General features: G+C 71.4%; 14 protein-coding genes. 3 read left to right on the forward strand and 11 right to left on the reverse strand.

The features are described from left to right. Nucleotides 1–18 precede the first annotated feature (18 nt). Together OG194_RS23225 and OG194_RS23230 are read right to left on the reverse strand one after the other, a co-directional pair. Entirely contained in the window at nucleotides 19–615 is a 597-nt protein-coding gene (locus tag OG194_RS23225) for a TetR/AcrR family transcriptional regulator (protein ID WP_327402755.1), read from the reverse strand. Continuing rightward, nucleotides 612–2,126, reverse strand: a complete 1,515-nt coding sequence (locus OG194_RS23230) for a 3-hydroxyacyl-CoA dehydrogenase (protein ID WP_327402756.1) — start codon at nucleotides 2,124–2,126, stop codon at nucleotides 612–614. The genes OG194_RS23225 and OG194_RS23230 overlap by 4 nt, the downstream gene beginning before the upstream one ends. A gap of 172 nt (nucleotides 2,127–2,298) precedes the next feature. Here OG194_RS23230 and paaN point away from each other — a divergent pair, with 172 nt between their 5' ends. Next, a complete protein-coding gene (paaN, locus tag OG194_RS23235; RefSeq protein WP_327402757.1) occupies nucleotides 2,299–3,990 on the forward strand; it encodes a phenylacetic acid degradation protein PaaN in 1,692 nt (563 codons plus the stop codon). Between the two features lie 69 nt (nucleotides 3,991–4,059). Here the strand turns inward: paaN and OG194_RS23240 are convergent, their stop codons facing one another. The 3 genes from OG194_RS23240 to OG194_RS23250 are packed head-to-tail and all read right to left on the reverse strand — an operon-like array spanning nucleotide 4,060 to nucleotide 7,208. Further along, entirely contained in the window at nucleotides 4,060–4,812 is a 753-nt protein-coding gene (locus tag OG194_RS23240) for a TrmH family RNA methyltransferase (RefSeq protein ID WP_327402758.1), read from the reverse strand. 39 nt (nucleotides 4,813–4,851) lie between these two features. Further along, nucleotides 4,852–6,261: an HTTM domain-containing protein gene (locus OG194_RS23245; protein ID WP_327402759.1), complete on the reverse strand. Its 1,410-nt coding sequence runs from the start codon at nucleotides 6,259–6,261 to the stop codon at nucleotides 4,852–4,854. Next, nucleotides 6,258–7,208 (reverse strand): DUF5819 family protein, encoded by a 951-nt coding sequence (locus OG194_RS23250; protein ID WP_327402760.1) that lies wholly within the window; start codon nucleotides 7,206–7,208, stop codon nucleotides 6,258–6,260. Before OG194_RS23250 ends, OG194_RS23245 begins: the two co-directional genes overlap by 4 nt. A gap of 427 nt (nucleotides 7,209–7,635) precedes the next feature. Between OG194_RS23250 and OG194_RS23255 the strand changes: the two genes are divergently transcribed. Next, nucleotides 7,636–8,769, forward strand: a complete 1,134-nt coding sequence (locus OG194_RS23255; RefSeq protein WP_327402761.1) for an acyl-CoA dehydrogenase family protein — start codon at nucleotides 7,636–7,638, stop codon at nucleotides 8,767–8,769. 34 nt (nucleotides 8,770–8,803) lie between these two features. Here OG194_RS23255 and OG194_RS23260 read toward each other — a convergent pair whose 3' ends face one another. From OG194_RS23260 to OG194_RS23275, 4 genes are all read right to left on the reverse strand, one after another. After that, nucleotides 8,804–9,133, reverse strand: coding sequence for a rhodanese-like domain-containing protein (locus tag OG194_RS23260; RefSeq protein ID WP_043675918.1), 330 nt, complete (start codon nucleotides 9,131–9,133; stop codon nucleotides 8,804–8,806). Nucleotides 9,134–9,147: 14 nt separating this feature from the next. Beyond that, on the reverse strand, nucleotides 9,148–10,209 hold the full coding sequence (locus OG194_RS23265) for a hypothetical protein (RefSeq protein WP_442811610.1): 1,062 nt from the start codon (nucleotides 10,207–10,209) through the stop codon (nucleotides 9,148–9,150). Nucleotides 10,210–10,555: 346 nt separating this feature from the next. Next, nucleotides 10,556–11,965: a DUF2252 domain-containing protein gene (locus tag OG194_RS23270; protein WP_327402762.1), complete on the reverse strand. Its 1,410-nt coding sequence runs from the start codon at nucleotides 11,963–11,965 to the stop codon at nucleotides 10,556–10,558. 335 nt (nucleotides 11,966–12,300) lie between these two features. Beyond that, nucleotides 12,301–12,663 carry a winged helix-turn-helix transcriptional regulator gene (locus OG194_RS23275; RefSeq protein ID WP_327402763.1) on the reverse strand — a complete coding sequence of 121 codons (363 nt, stop codon included), beginning with the start codon at nucleotides 12,661–12,663 and terminating at the stop codon, nucleotides 12,301–12,303. A gap of 167 nt (nucleotides 12,664–12,830) precedes the next feature. Here OG194_RS23275 and OG194_RS23280 point away from each other — a divergent pair, with 167 nt between their 5' ends. Then, nucleotides 12,831–13,484, forward strand: coding sequence for an FMN-dependent NADH-azoreductase (locus OG194_RS23280; protein WP_327402764.1), 654 nt, complete (start codon nucleotides 12,831–12,833; stop codon nucleotides 13,482–13,484). A 217-nt stretch (nucleotides 13,485–13,701) separates the two neighbouring features. Here OG194_RS23280 and OG194_RS23285 read toward each other — a convergent pair whose 3' ends face one another. Continuing rightward, nucleotides 13,702–13,932 (reverse strand): hypothetical protein, encoded by a 231-nt coding sequence (locus OG194_RS23285; protein ID WP_327402765.1) that lies wholly within the window; start codon nucleotides 13,930–13,932, stop codon nucleotides 13,702–13,704. A 7-nt stretch (nucleotides 13,933–13,939) separates the two neighbouring features. Then, a complete protein-coding gene (locus tag OG194_RS23290) occupies nucleotides 13,940–14,266 on the reverse strand; it encodes a hypothetical protein (protein ID WP_327402766.1) in 327 nt (108 codons plus the stop codon). Between the last annotated feature and the right edge of the window lie 487 nt (nucleotides 14,267–14,753).

The raw sequence follows: 14,753 nt of genomic DNA on the forward strand, positions 1-14,753 counted from the left end.
CCGAGAGCCTGCGACGGCTCAGCCCTGGCTCTGCTTGCGCAGCCCGGAGAAGACCAACTGGGCGACCGCGTCGGTCACTTCGCGCTCGCCCATGCCCCGCCCGTCGGGCCGGTACCACTCCACGATGGAGTTGATCATCCCGAAGACGAGCCGGGTCGCGAGCCGTACCTCCACGTCACCGCGCAGATCGCCGTCGGCCGCCGCGGCCTTCAGCAGGTCGGCCACCCGGTGGTCGAAGTCGCGCCGCCGCTCCAGGGCCCACCGCTCGGTGTCGGTGTTGCCGCGCACCCGCAGCAGCAGCGTCACGTACGGCAGTTCGGAGGTCAGCACCTCGACCATCCGCCGTACGACGTACTCCAGCCGCTCCACGGCACGCCCCACGCGCGCGTGTTCCTCGTCGAGGATCCCGAAGAGGCCGTCCAGGGCACGGCTGACCGCGCGGCGGAGCAGCTCCTCCTTGCCGGTGACGTGGTGGTAGATCGACGACTTGGAGATACCGGCCGCCTTGGCGAGGTGCTCCATGGAGGTGCCGTCGTAGCCGCGCTCGATGAAGACCTGGACGGCGACGTTGAGCAGGGTCTCCGGGGTGTACGTGTCGCGCTTGGCGGTGGTCATGGGGTGCCCTCCCGCTTCTCGGTGGCGTACGCGTGGCGGTAGAGCGCCAGGGACGGCGCGTACCGTCCCGACGGATCACGCAGGTGCAGGTCGTCCAGGAGGTCGTAGGCCCAGCTGCGGCCGAGCCTGCGGCTCCATTCGAACGGACCCAGAGGGTAGTTGACACCCAGGCGCATCGCGGTGTCGATGTCCTCCTCGGTGGCGACGCCCTTGGCGACGGCGTCGTGCGCCAGGTCGACGATCCGGGCCACCGTGCGGGCGACGATCATCCCGGGGGCGTCCCCTACGACGCTGACATTCTTGCCGAGCGCCTGGAAGAGGCCGATCGCCTCGGAGAGGCTCCCCGACGCGGTGTCCTGGGAGGCGGACAGGGCGATACGGCCGGCCCTGCGGTAGTCGAGGGCGAGATCGAAGTAGACGACGTCACGGAACTCCACGGAGGTCTGTCCGTCGGCGAGCGCCAGCTGCCCGCCGCCGGGGAGCACCATCCGGGTGCCGTGGTCCTCTTCCTCCTCGCGGACGACGATGCCCGCCTCACGTATCAGCGCGACCAGCTCGGCCGCGGGGCCCAGGTCGCCTTCCACGACGACGTACGCGGGCGCCTGGGCCGGTTCCGCGGTGTGCGGCTCGGGCTGCTCGGCGTCGTCCCCGTGGTCGTACCAGCCCTGCCCGGTCTTGCGGCCGAGGCGGCCGGACTCGACCAGGCGCCGCTGGGCCAGCGAAGGCGTGAAGCGCACGTCCTGGAAGAAGGCCTGCCACACGGAGTGGGTGACGGACTCGTTGACGTCCTGCCCGATGAGGTCGGTCAGTTCGAAGGCGCCCATCTTGAAGCCGCCGGACTCGCGCAGGACGGCGTCGATGGTGGCCGGGTCGGCGGCCTGTGCCTCGTAAGCCGCGAAGGCCTCGGCGTAGAAGGGCCGGGCGATGCGGTTGACGATGAAGCCGGGGGTGTCGGCGCAGGCCACGGGTGTCTTGCCCCAGGCGCGGGACATCTCGTACGCGCGCGTGGCCGACGTGACGTCGGTGGCGAACCCGGAGACGACCTCGACGAGCGGCAGCAGCGGCGCCGGGTTGAAGAAGTGCAGGCCCACGAAGCGGCCGGGGTTGCGCAGGGCGGCGCCAATGGCGGTCACCGACAGGGACGAGGTGTTGGTGGCGAGCAGACAGTCCTCGCCGACGATGTCCTCCAGGTCGCGCATCAGCTGCTGCTTGACGTCCAGCCGCTCCAGGACGGCCTCGACGACCAGGGTGCAGTCCGCGAGGTCGGCCAAGGCCTCGGCGGGCAGCAGACGGGCACGGGCCGCGTCCCGGTCGGCGGCGGAGAGCCGGTCCTTCTCGACGAGCCGGTCGAGCCGGGCGCCGATCGCGTCGGTCGCCTCCCGGGCCCGCCCCGGTACGGCGTCGTACAGCCGTACGACGTGGCCCGCGGTCAGCGCGACCTGGGCGATGCCCTGGCCCATGGTGCCGGCGCCGACGACGGCCACGGGGCTGCTGAGGTCGAGTGCTGTCATGTGCGCGATCCTCCCGCACGGGGTTTTCCACAGATGCGGCGGACCCCCTTGTCCCGACCGATCGTTCGGTTACTCTAACTCTGACCGCCTGTTTCCGCCCCTGATCCTTTCCCTGTTCCCGCCCAGGTCATGAGCTCGCAGACGAGTTCTTGAAACGAGGAGTTGGTCCCGCATGGCCGCCGAACCGACCGCGCACGAGCTGATCGCCCGGCACCGGCCGACACTCGACCAGGCGCTCGAAGCGATCCGCACGCGCGCGTACTGGTCCCCCCACCCCGAACACCCCAAGGCCTACGGCGAGCACGGCAGCCTGGACGCGGCGGCGGGCAAGGCCGCCTTCGACGCCCTCCTGGGCACCCGCCTCGACCTCGGCCAGCCCGGCACGGACGACTGGGTGGGCGGCGAAGTGTCGCCGTACGGGATCGAGTTGGGCGTGACGTACCCGCACGCGGACCTCGACGTCCTGCTGCCGGCCATGCGCGCCGGGCAGCGGGCCTGGCGGGACGCGGGCGCGGAGACGCGTGCCGTGGTCTCCATCGAGATCCTCAAGCGGATCAGCGACCGGACGCACGAGTTCGCGCACGCGGTCATGCACACCAGCGGCCAGGCCTTCATGATGGCGTTCCAGGCGGGCGGCCCGCACGCCCAGGACCGCGGCCTGGAGGCGGTGGCGTACGCGTACGCGGAGCAGGTCCGCACCCCCGCCGTCGCGGAGTGGACCAAGCCGCAGGGCAAGCGCGATCCCCTGGTGATGAACAAGGAGTTCACGCCGGTGCCGCGCGGGACCGCCCTGGTCATCGGCTGCAACACCTTCCCGACGTGGAACGGCTATCCGGGCCTGTTCGCCTCCCTCGCCACCGGCAACGCGGTCCTGGTGAAGCCCCACCCGCGCGCGGTGCTGCCGCTCGCGCTGACGGTGCGGATCGCGCGCGAGGTGCTCACCGAGGCGGGCTTCGACCCGAACCTGGTGGCGCTGGCCGCCGAGCGTCCCGGCGAGGGCATCGCCAAGACGCTCGCCACCCGCCCCGAGATCCGGATCATCGACTACACGGGGTCGACGGGCTTCGGCGACTGGCTGGAGGCCAACGCCCGCCAGGCGCAGGTCTACACGGAGAAGGCCGGCGTCAACACGGTCGTCGTGGAGTCGACCGACGACTACAAGGGGATGCTGTCCAACCTGGCGTTCTCGCTGTCGCTGTACAGCGGCCAGATGTGCACGACCCCGCAGAACCTGCTGATCCCCCGGGACGGCATCAACACCGACCAGGGCCCCAAGTCCTACGACGAGGTCGTCGCCGACCTCGCGCGGTCCGTGGACGGTCTCCTCGGCGACGACGCCCGCGCGAACGGTCTGCTGGGCGCGCTCGTCAACCCGGACGTGAAGGCCCGCCTGGAGGCTGCCGCCGGGCTGGGTGAAGTCGCCCTCGCCTCACGGGAGATCGCCAACCCGGAGTTCCCGGGCGCGGTCGTCCGCACGCCGGTGATCGTGAAGCTGGACGGGGCGAAGCCGGATGACGAGGCCGCGTACATGAGTGAGTGCTTCGGGCCCGTTTCCTTCGCCGTCGCGGTCGATTCGGCCTCCGACGCGGTGGAGTTGCTGCGGCGGACGGTGCGGGAGAAGGGGGCGATGACTGTCGGGGCGTACACGACTGACGCCGGGGTTGAGGCTGCGGTTGAGGAGGTCTGCCTGGAGGAGGCCGCCCAGTTGTCGCTGAACCTCACCGGTGGGGTGTTCGTCAATCAGACGGCCGCGTTCTCCGACTTCCACGGGTCGGGTGGTAACCCGGCTGCCAATGCGGCGCTGTGTGATGGGGCGTTTGTCGCGAACCGGTTCCGGGTTGTCGAGGTTCGTCGGGACGCCTAGGAGCTCGGGGGGTGCGGGTGCTGTGCGGCTGACGGTTCGTTGTGGCTTGTCGCGCCGTTCCCCGCGCCCCTAAAGGGGCGCTGCAGTGGACGTGCTCCAGTGGTACAAGGTCATCGCCACGCTCGTCGCCAGGTTGTAGCTGGAGACCTGGGGGCGCATCGGGAGGGACACCAAGTGGTCGGTGCGGGCGCGTAGTTCGGCCGACAGGCCGCTGCGCTCCGAGCCGAAGGCCAGGACGGCGTCGTCCGGGAGCTTGAGGCCCCGGATGTCGTCGCCCTCCGGGTCGAGGGCGAACACCGGGCCGGGAGGCAGTTCTGCCACGGTCAGCCGCTCCACGGCGGTCGCGTAGTGCAGGCCCGCCCCGGCGCGTACGACCGACGGATGCCAGGGGTCGAGCGTTCCGGTGGTGACCACCCCGGTCACCCCGAAACCGGCGGCGAGGCGGATCACGGCCCCGGCGTTGCCCAGGTTGCGCGGGTTGTCGAGGACGACGACGGGCGCGGTGCGGGGCGTGTGCGCGAGCTGCCGGAGGTTGGCCTCGCGCGCGGGGCGTACGGCCAGGGCGGCCACGGCCGTGGGATGCGGGCGCGGCACGAACGACCGGTACGTGTCCTCCGGGACCTCCGTCAGCAGGGCGTCCAGGGTGTCCCGTACGTCGGGGGCCAGTTCGTCGGCGAGGGCGAGGGCCGCCCGCCGGTCCGTGGTGACCGCCATGGGGACCTCGGCCCCGAAGCGCAGCGCGTGCTTGAGGGCGTGGAAGCCGTCGAGCAGCACGGAGGTCTCGGCCAGCCGGTGCCAGGCGGCTGCGACGGGGGCGGTCATGGGGTGCAGCCTACGTGGGTGCGGCGCGGCCTTCTGGCCCTACGTGGGCGTGCTCGGGGTCGTCCGGGGCGCGGGGCTCTCCTGGGCGCCGGGGTCCTCAAGGGCTGCGGCCGACTCCTCGGGGCGCCGACGCGGCGGCGTGGAGGCGCCTTCGTGGCCGCCTTCGGGACGCGTCGAGGAACCGGACGCGGAGGCCACCGTAGAACCGCCGTCGGCGAGCGGAGCGGGGTCCGTCCCGGAGCGCGACGGCATGGGACCGCCGGCCGGTACCGGGGCGGCGGCGCCCCCTTCGGGGAGCAGCACTGGGCCGCGTGCGGAAAACAACCGTCCACGCGCGCGTGCCGCCCAGCCGCCGAGCCTCCTCAGGAACGACGTCGGCAGGAAGACCGCGTCCGTCGCGATCATCGCCAGGGAGAAGAACGGCAGGCCCAGGAGCACGGCGATCGCGGCGTGCTCGGCCATCATCAGGGCCAGCAGGACGTTCTTGACGCGTCGGTTGAAGAGGGTGAACGGGAAAGCGACCTGGACGATCACGGTCCCGTAGGTCACAAGCATGACCATCGTGCCGTTGCCGGCCAGGAGGTCGGCGAGGGCGGGCCAGGGGGAGAAGTAGTCGAGGTGGAGCGGGTAGTAGACGGCGGTGCCGTCCTGCCAGCGGGAACCCTGGATCTTGTACCAGCCGGCCGTCGCGTAGATCAGACAGGCCTCGCTCGCGATCACGAACAGCGCGCCGTTGTGGATCACGTTCGCGACGATGTCGAGCAGCACCCGGGGCTCGTACGACTTCGCGTACCACCCGATGACCCACCACAGGGCCTGCGCCAGCCAGACGCCCCACAGGAGCGCGGGCACGAACCAGTCGCTGTCGAACCGGCCCCCCGCGGTCACCGCGACGAGCACCGCGCCGAGGACGACCCACAGGACGGGCCCGACCCGGTCGGGAATCCACTCCCCACGCGCGCGTGCCTCCCGCGTGCGCGCGGCCCGGCGCGCGTCCAGGGACCAGACCTGGCCGCAGCGGGTGAACACCAGGTAGAGGGACATCAGGTGCAGGACGTTGTCGCCGCCGTCGCCCATGAAGACGCTGCGGTTCTGGAGGGAGAGCACGCCGACCATGAAGAGCACGGACATCGTGCGGGTGCGCCAGCCCAGCAGCAGCAGGACGCTCGCCAGCACGGCCAGCGCGTACACCGCCTCGAACCAGAACTGCCCGTCCCACCACATCAGGGCGGTGAACGCGCCGTTGTCCGCGATCAGTTGGCGGGCGAGGTCCCAGCTCCACGGTCCGTCGGGGCCGTAGAGCTCCTGGCGGTGGGGCAGTTCGCGGAGCAGGAACAGCAGCCAGGTGCCGGCGAAGCCGATGCGGATCACGGCGCTCTGGTACGGGCCGAGGGCCGACTCGGTGACGCGGGCGATGCCTCGGGACACCGACAGGGCGAAACCGTTCACCGGACGCCTCCCGCGGCCTCGTCCGCCGGAACCGCCCACCAGGGCAGCAGGCGGTACTGGGGGGTGGTCGACACCTGCTCGTCACTCCACTCGGGCGGGGGCACGTTGGTGGTGCGGGAGCGGACCTGGACGCGCTGGACGGCGCCGCCCTTTCCGGCCGCGTCGTCCCGGTCCAGGCGCAGCACGACGATGCGCCGCAGATACGTCTCCGCGAGCGTGCCGCGCAGGCCGATCGGGCGGTTGGAGTTGTCGTGCGTGGCGGTGAGGAAGTCCCAGGCCCGGCGCAGTTCGTTCTGCTCGGTGTGGCTCGGCAGCAGATTGCCGTCGATGGCCGCGCCGTCCTCGGCGGACAGGTCGTACCAGCCGGTCGTACGGGTCGTGCCGTCCGCGGTACGGACGTCGGCGCGCACCTGGACCTCGATGTTCTGCTGCAACGGGTTCGGCGCGAAGAGCTTCCAGTTCTGCTCGAACTCCGGGTAGATCCACTCGTCGATCGCCTTGCCGTGCTGCTTCGTCACCGTGTTCGACGGCGCGACGTGCAGGAACACCATCCCGAGATGGACGAGCGCGGCCACCGCGACGACCGCGACCGCGAGCGCGGCACCGACCTGATAGCGCAGGGACAGCGCGGCGACGCCGATACGGGCATCTGGGTACGCGGGGACGGCGGTGGGCGCGTCCGCTGGGTCGTACGACGGCTGCGGCTGTGGCTGTGGCTCGGGTGGCGGCGGAGGCGGGTGAGGGGGCTGCTGGGCGGGCACGTGCGGCCACCCGGAGGCGGCGGTCGGGTGCGGGTCCTCCGGGGCGGCGGGCGGGTGCGGCCCGCCGGAGGGGGCGGGCGGGCGTGGCCCCTCGGAGGGGGCGGGCGTCCGCTCGCCGTCCTCGGAGGAGGCAGGCGTGCGCTCGCCGTCCTCGGGGGCGTTCGAGCCTCCGTCGTTCGCGTCCATTCCGCCCCGTTTCCGAGTCCCGTCCGTCCATCGGCCACCGTCCACCGCGCCTGCCCGACCGGTCGCGGGCCGGGCGGCGCTCCACGCCTACCACTCCCCGGCGCCGCACGGAACGGTACTCAGGGGCACGCCCCGGGCACAGTCCCCTACCTCACCGGCCGCACAGGTTGTCCACAGCGGCTGCCCGCAGGTTATCCACAGCCGTTGACACCTCACCTCGTCGGATCCCACCATTGAATCCCCGAACCGAACGATCGGTCGTCCGCCGACCCCACGGCCGGACACCGAACGACCCCTCGACCGCTACCGCACACCCCGGAGGTGCGCCCGTTCCCTTCTCCTAGAACCTGTTCTATCTTGACGCTCCGTCAGATCTGGTCGCACGCCCGGCTGTTGGCCGGTGTGCGCGTGCGGGAGGGCAGGGACCGTGGACTTCACCTTCAGCGAGGAGCAGCAGGCGGCGACCGAGGCGGCAGCGGGGGTGTTCGCCGATGTCGCGCCGGACGGCGTGCCCAGTCCGGCCGACACCACGGGCGCCGTGGCCGACGACTTCGACCGCGCGCTGTGGGCCAGGCTCGCCGAGGCGGACCTGCTGAGCCTGCTGCTCGACGAGGCGTACGGCGGCGCGGGGCTGGACGCGATCGCCCTGTGCCTGGTGCTCCGGGAGTCGGCGAAGGTGCTGGCCAGGGTGCCGCTCCTGGAGAGCAGCGCGGCCGCGGCGACCGTACAGGCCTACGGCGGCGAGGAGTTGAGGTCCGCCCTGCTCACCCGGGCCGGCCGCGGCGACCTCGTGCTGACCGTCGCCGCGCACGGCCGCACCGGCCACGACCCGGCCGAACTCGCCGTGACGGCACGGCGGGACGGTGACCGGTGGGTGCTGGACGGGGTACAGACCGCGGTGCCGTGGGCGCACAACGCGGACCTGGTCGTCGTACCGGCGCACACGGACGCCGGCCGGACCGTCCTCGCGCTGGTCGCCCCGGACCGCGAAGGGATCGTGCTCGCCGAGCAGATCTCCACCGCGGGCGAGCGGCTCGCCGAACTGCGCCTGGATTCCGTGCCGATCGCGCGGGTCGACGTCATCGACGCCGACGGCGCCTGGGAGTGGCTGCGGGACCTGCTGACCGCCGGCACCTGCGCGCTGGCCCTCGGCCTCGGCACCGCCGTGCTGCGTATGACCAGCGAATACACAGGCAAGCGCGAGCAGTTCGGGTTCCCCGTCGCGACCTTCCAGGCCGTCGCCGTGCAGGCCGCCGACCGCTACATCGACCTGCGCGCGATGGAGGCCACCCTGTGGCAGGCCGCGTGGCGGATCTCCTCGGGGGCATCGGGCACGCTGCCCGCCGCCGCGGACCTGGCCGTGGCCAAGATCTGGGCGGCGGAAGGGGTACGACGGGTCGTGCAGACCGCGCAGCATCTGCACGGAGGGTTCGGCGCCGACACCGAATATCCCCTGCACCGCTACCACGCCTGGGCCAAGCACCTGGAGCTGTCGCTCGGCCCGGCGTCGGCGCACGAGGAGGCGTTGGGGGATCTGCTGGCGGCCCATCCGCTGGGCTGAACCCCGCCCGCGCCGAACGCAGTTGGAGCTACAGCTACAGCACGAAGCCCGGTTGGCCCTCGTCCGTGACGACGGGCCGGCCCGCGGCGGCCCACACCTGCATGCCGCCGTCGACGTTCACGGCGTCGATGCCCTGCTGGGCCAGGTACATCGTGACCTGGGCCGAACGCCCGCCGGAGCGGCAGATCACATGGACCCTGCCGTCCTGCGGCGCCGCCTCGGTCAACTCGCCGTAGCGGGCCACGAATTCACTGATGGGGATGTGCAGCGCCCCCGTGGCGTGACCCGCCTGCCACTCGTCGTCCTCGCGGACGTCCAGCAGGAAGTCGCCGTCCTTGAGGTCGCCGACCTCGACCGTGGGCACACCAGTTCCGAAACTCATGGCCCGACGCTACCCGACGGGCCTTCCGACGCGTGCGGCTGCGCGAGCAGGTTCGCCAGCTCGGCCTCCCGCTCGGAGACCTGGGCGAGCAACTGCTCGGCGATCTCGTCGAGCAGGCGATCCGGGTCGTCCGGGGCGATCCGGAGCATGGAGCCGATGGCGCCCTCCTCCAGTTCGCGGGCGACGAGCGTGAGGAGTTCCTTGCGGTGGGCGAGCCATTCGAGGCGGGCGTAGAGCTCCTCGCTGGGGCTCGGGCCGCGCTCCACCGGGGCCGGTCCCGCCGCCCACTCCTCGGCCAGCTCGCGCAGCAGCGGGGCGTCACCGCGGCTGTAGGCGGCGTTGACCCGGGTGATGAACTCCTCGCGGCGCTTGCGCTCGTCCTCGTCCTGCGCCAGGTCGGGGTGCGCCTTGCGGGCCAGCTCGCGGTAGAGCTTGCGCGCCTCCTCGCTGGGGCGCACCCGCTGCGGGGGCCGGACCGGCTGGTCCGTCAGCATCGCCGCGGCCTCGGGGAACAGGCCGTCCCCGTCCATCCAGCCGTGGAACAGCTCCTCGACCGCGGGCATCGGCATCACCCGGGCCCGCGCCTCGTCCGCCTTGCGGATGTCCTCGGGGTTGCCGGTGCGTGCGGCCAGGGCCTCGGCGATCCGGGCGTCCAGCTCGTCGAGGCGGGTGTACATCGGGCCGAGCTTCTGGTGGTGCAGCCGCGAGAAGTTCTCGACCTCGATGCGGAAGGTGTCCACCGCGATCTCGTACTCGATCAACGCCTGCTCGGCGGCGCGCACGGCCCGCTCCAGCCGCTCCTCGGGCCGGGGCGCGGCACCGTCGGCGGAGTCGGCCGGGTGGGCGGAATCTGCTGGCTGGGCGGAATCTGCCGGGCCGGAGTCGGACGGGCCGGAGTCGGCCTCGCGGGCGTCGGCCGCACCGCCCTCGGTGCCCTCGCTCACGGAACCGTCACCCGCCACGGCTCCGGCGGCGGACGGCACCTCGGCACCCGTCTGCTCCGGCACCGGTTCACCAACGGGTGCGGACTGGGACTGCTCAGCTTCCGGGGTCGTCACCCGCCCAGCGTAGGCCACGGCCCGACGGGCTATGGGGCATCGGTTGGGCTGGGGCCCTGTGGACCACGGGTGACCTCGCCGACGGTGGGGCATCGGCAGTGCCGGCAGTGCCTTTTGAGCTGCGGGTCAGGTCACCGCCGGTGCGGGTCTCGCCCCGAGGAGAGGACAGGTGATCCGGGGTACCTCGCCGTGATCAGCTCCCCCGCCCGCGACTACAGCGAGCATCCGCACCCGCTCCTCGCTGCCTACTTCCCTTTCCCACCCGCACTTCCCGCTTCCCGCTTCCCGCTGCCTACTTCCCTTTCCCGCCCGCACTTCCCGCTCCCGGCCCCCGGCCCCCAACCGCCTACACCCCCATCTCCGCCGCGATCCGCCCCGCCCGCACCGCCCCCACCAACTCCGCGTGGTCCGCCTCGGTCCGGTCGGCGTAGGCCACGGCGAACGTCGCTATCGCCTCGTCCAACTCATCGTTCTTCCCGCAGTACCCGGCGACCAGGCGCGGGTCGGCGCTGTGGGCGTGGGCACGGGCCAGGAGGGCGCCGGTCATGCGGCCGTAGTCGTCGATCTGGTCGGCGGCGAGGGCGGCCGGGTCGACGCTGCCCTTGCGGTTGCGGAACTGCCGTACTTGGAAGGGGAGTCCGTCGACCGTCGTCCAGCCCAGCAGGATGTCGCTGACGACCTGCATCCGCTTCTGCCCGAGCACCACGCGCCGACCCTCGTGCGCGACGGACGGCGCGTCGAACCCGGCGGTCAACAGGTGCGGCACCAGCGCCGAGGGGCGGGCCTCCTTCACCTGGAGGACGAGCGGTTCGCCGCGGTGGTCCAGGAGCAGCACGACGTACGACCGCGTGCCCACGCTGCCGGTGCCGACGACGCGGAAGGCGACGTCGTGCACCGTGTGCCGGGCGAGCAGCGGGAGGCGGTCCTCGGAGAGCGTGTCCAGATACGCCTCCAGGGACGCCGCCACCGCCGCGGCCTCCGCGTCCGGGATCCGCCGCAGCACCGGCGAGGCGTCGACGAAGCGGCGCCCGCCGTCCTCGGCGGCCTCGGTCGACCTGGCCGCGAACCGTCCGCTGGTGTTGCCCCGCGCCTTCTCGGAGACCCGCTCCAGCGTGCCGAGCAGGTCGCGGGCGTCGGCGTGGGAGACCAACTCCTCGTCGGCGATGGCGTTCCACGCGTCCAGCACCGGGAGCTTGGCCAGCAGCCGCATGGTGCGGCGGTAGGAACCCACCGCGCCGTGCGCCGCCGTACGGCAGGTGTCCTCGTCGGCGCCGGCCTCCCGGCCCGCGAGCACCAGCGAGGCGGCGAGGCGCTTGAGGTCCCACTCCCAGGGGCCGTGCACGGTCTCGTCGAAGTCGTTGAGGTCGATGACCAGGCCGCCGCGGGCGTCGCCGTACAGGCCGAAGTTGGCCGCGTGGGCGTCGCCGCAGATCTGGGCGCCGATCCGGGTCATGGGGGTGCGGGCGAGGTCGTAGGCCATGAGTCCCGCCGAACCGCGCAGGAACGCGAAGGGCGTGGCCGCCATCCTGCCCACGCGTATCGGCGTGAGCCCGGGGATGCGGCCGCGGCCGGACTCCTCGACCGTGGTCACCGCGTCGGGGCGGGAACCGTCCAGGTCGAAAGCGGCGTGCGCGCTGCGCGGAACGCTCGCCCGCAGCGCCTTCCCCTCTTCTTTGGGCGACCCCTCCACGGGCCAGGTGGCGAACCCCCGCACCCCGGGCAGCCTGCGCCCCACACCGATACCGGCCTCGGTCATACCGACCGCCTCCCCCGTACACACACCCACGCTCACACGTGCGCTCGTCCGAACATCAACTCGCGACGACCGTACAACCGGTGGCGAAAACACGTCAGACCCTGTGGACAACTCGGCGGCTGTGGAAAACCCGTGCCGAAGGGTGCCTTGCCGCTGCGAAGGACGCCTCACCGGAGCCGAAGGTTGCCTCACCGGAGCCGATCAAGGCCTCAGCGATGTCGTCGAAAGCCGCAGGGAGCCGTCGAAGCACCAGCGATCGGCACCCCTGCCCAACCCGGCGCCTGTCCCGCCCCACCCCGAACGGCCTACCTCGGCTTACCGCGCCCCACACCGGCCTAGCACCCGCCCGACTGCCACCCCTCGCGCAGATGCACCTGCGCCCACGCGCCGAGTTCCCGAAGTGCCGGTCCCAGCGCCTTGCCCGACTCCGTCAGCCGGTACGAGACGCGCAGCGGCGGGCCCTCGTCGACCTCGCGGACGAGCAGCCCGGCGGCGCCGAGTTCCGTGAGCCGGTCGGAGAGCATGCGTTCGCTGATGCCCGGGATCGCCCGGCGCAGGTCGGCGAAGTGGACGGGCTGCGCCATCAGGACGGCCACGATCGGCCCGGTCCAGCGCTTTCCGAACAGTTGGAAGACACGGGTGATGCCGTCGTCGACCTTCTTGCACTGCTCCGTGCCGTGACTCTGCTCGACCGCCATGCCCTCAGGGTACTGCCCTCCCGTACGGGGATGAAAAAAAGTAAGTACCTGTGTTATTCATAGTCGAGTACGAAAACTTAGCTACTGAACATCGCGACGGGACCGCTGCGCCCAGCACGCGCCCGGCACCCGCTCGACACTTCGCTCGACACCTCTTGGAGACCCCCATGGCCACGCTCCTGCACATCGACTCGTCCGTGTTCCCCGCCGGCGCCAGCGCCTCCCGTGCCGTAGCCGACGCGTTCCGCACGTCCTGGGAGGAACAGCACCCGGAGGGCACGGTGATCCACCGCGACCTCGCCGCGAACCCCGTCCCGCACATCACCGTCGACGCCCACACCGCCGGCTTCGCCGACCCGGCCACGCACACGCCCGAGCAGGCGGCTGCCTTCGCCGAGCGCGTGCAGCTCATAGAGGAGCTGGAGCAGGCGGACGCGGTGCTGATCGGCGCCCCGATGTACAACGCCACGATCCCCTCGACCCTGAAGGCGTGGCTGGACAACGTGATCCTGATGGGCCGCACCGCGGGCACCGAGGACTCGAAGGTGAAGGGCATCCCGACCGTCGTGATCGCCAGCCGCGGCGGCGCCTACGGTCCCGGCACCCCGCGCGAGGGCTACGACTACGTCCAGAACTACCTGAAGGCGGTCCTCGTCGACGCCCTCGGCCTGGACGCCGAGTTCATCGTCCCGGAGCTGACCATGGCCCCGCAGAACCCGGCGATGGCCGACCTGGTCCCGCTCTACGAGGCGTCCCGCGAGCGCGCCCTCGGCGACGCGGCCACCAAGGCCAAGGCCCTGGCGGAACGCCTCGCGGCCTGACCCACCACCTGGCCTCGATCTCTTCCTCCGCCTCCACCTCGCCGCCGCCTCGCCTCCGCCTCCGCCTCAGGTGAGAACAACGTGTGATTGTCCTCACCTGAGGCGGCGATCACCGGGGCGTCACGGAAGCTGGCGCCGGGATGGTTTCCCGAACTGCCGCGACACGGCGGCACGGGGTTACGGGGGATACGGGGATGCGGCGACACCATGCCGGAGCTCACTCGCTCCCCTTGCCCCTCTTCCCCATCCAGGACCGGCAGATCCAACGGGCCAGCGCCCCCACCAGAACGGCGACGACGATCGCCCCCCAGTCGATGACGTGCGGAAGCCCGGGCCAGAAGGCGAAGAAGGCGAGCGTCACCACAAGGCCCGCCACAAATGCGGCGATCCCGGCCGACCGCCGTCGCACCTCCGAGGACTGCTCGCGCCCCTGCTGCTGATCGATCATGAACGGCTCACTTCGTGATGTGGTGGCACTGACTCACCCGCCGCACCCCGTTGACATGGAGATGCGCGCACGCCTTCCCATAACGAGGCAACGTCTGCGGGGAGTTGTTCCTCATCGGGTCGATCTTGCACTCGGGGTGCGTTCGCCCTCGGGACGTCCGATAGGTCCTGTTGTTGGTGTCGGCATACGTGAAGTCGATACGCCAGTTGCAGAACCCGCTGCTCAGCGCGCCAACGAAGGCGCAGTCGACCCCCGCGTTCTGGTAGGTGATCCTCTTCCCGCCGCCTCGGACGATGTGCGTGAACAGGCACCCGGTCGGAATCCTCACCGTCATGCCGCCGACGCTGTACTCGAAGGTCCGGACAGGAGCCGACCCGACAGCACCGGCCTGAGCCACCGAGGAACTCGTCAGCACGAGAGCACACGCGGCGGCAAGAGCCGTGAAAAACCTGGATCGATACAGCGCGACCATGAACAATCCCCTTCCGGCGGAGCATCTCTTCCGACCGGAATGAACTCCGTCGCCGCGATCATGTTTCTGGCCGATGGGATGGTTCACCGACTTGAGTGATCAAGAGATAGCGCGCTGACCTGGTGATTCGTTTCCGCGACCCACTCGTAGAGCCGCAGGTCGGTCACCTCGGACAGAACCGATCCCGACGAGTGAGACAGCCCACACTTCGACAACCCATCGAAGATCAACACCCCCGGAGCCGACGCCTCACCAACCGCCCCGCGACCGCTCGTGTAAGCACGATCACATTGCGCCCGGCCTCCCCCGGCACAGCGCGAAACAGGCTCACCGGGAACACGAAGAAGCC

This window comes from Streptomyces sp. NBC_01288 (genome assembly GCF_035982055.1).
In the GTDB taxonomy this organism is placed as follows: domain Bacteria; phylum Actinomycetota; class Actinomycetes; order Streptomycetales; family Streptomycetaceae; genus Streptomyces.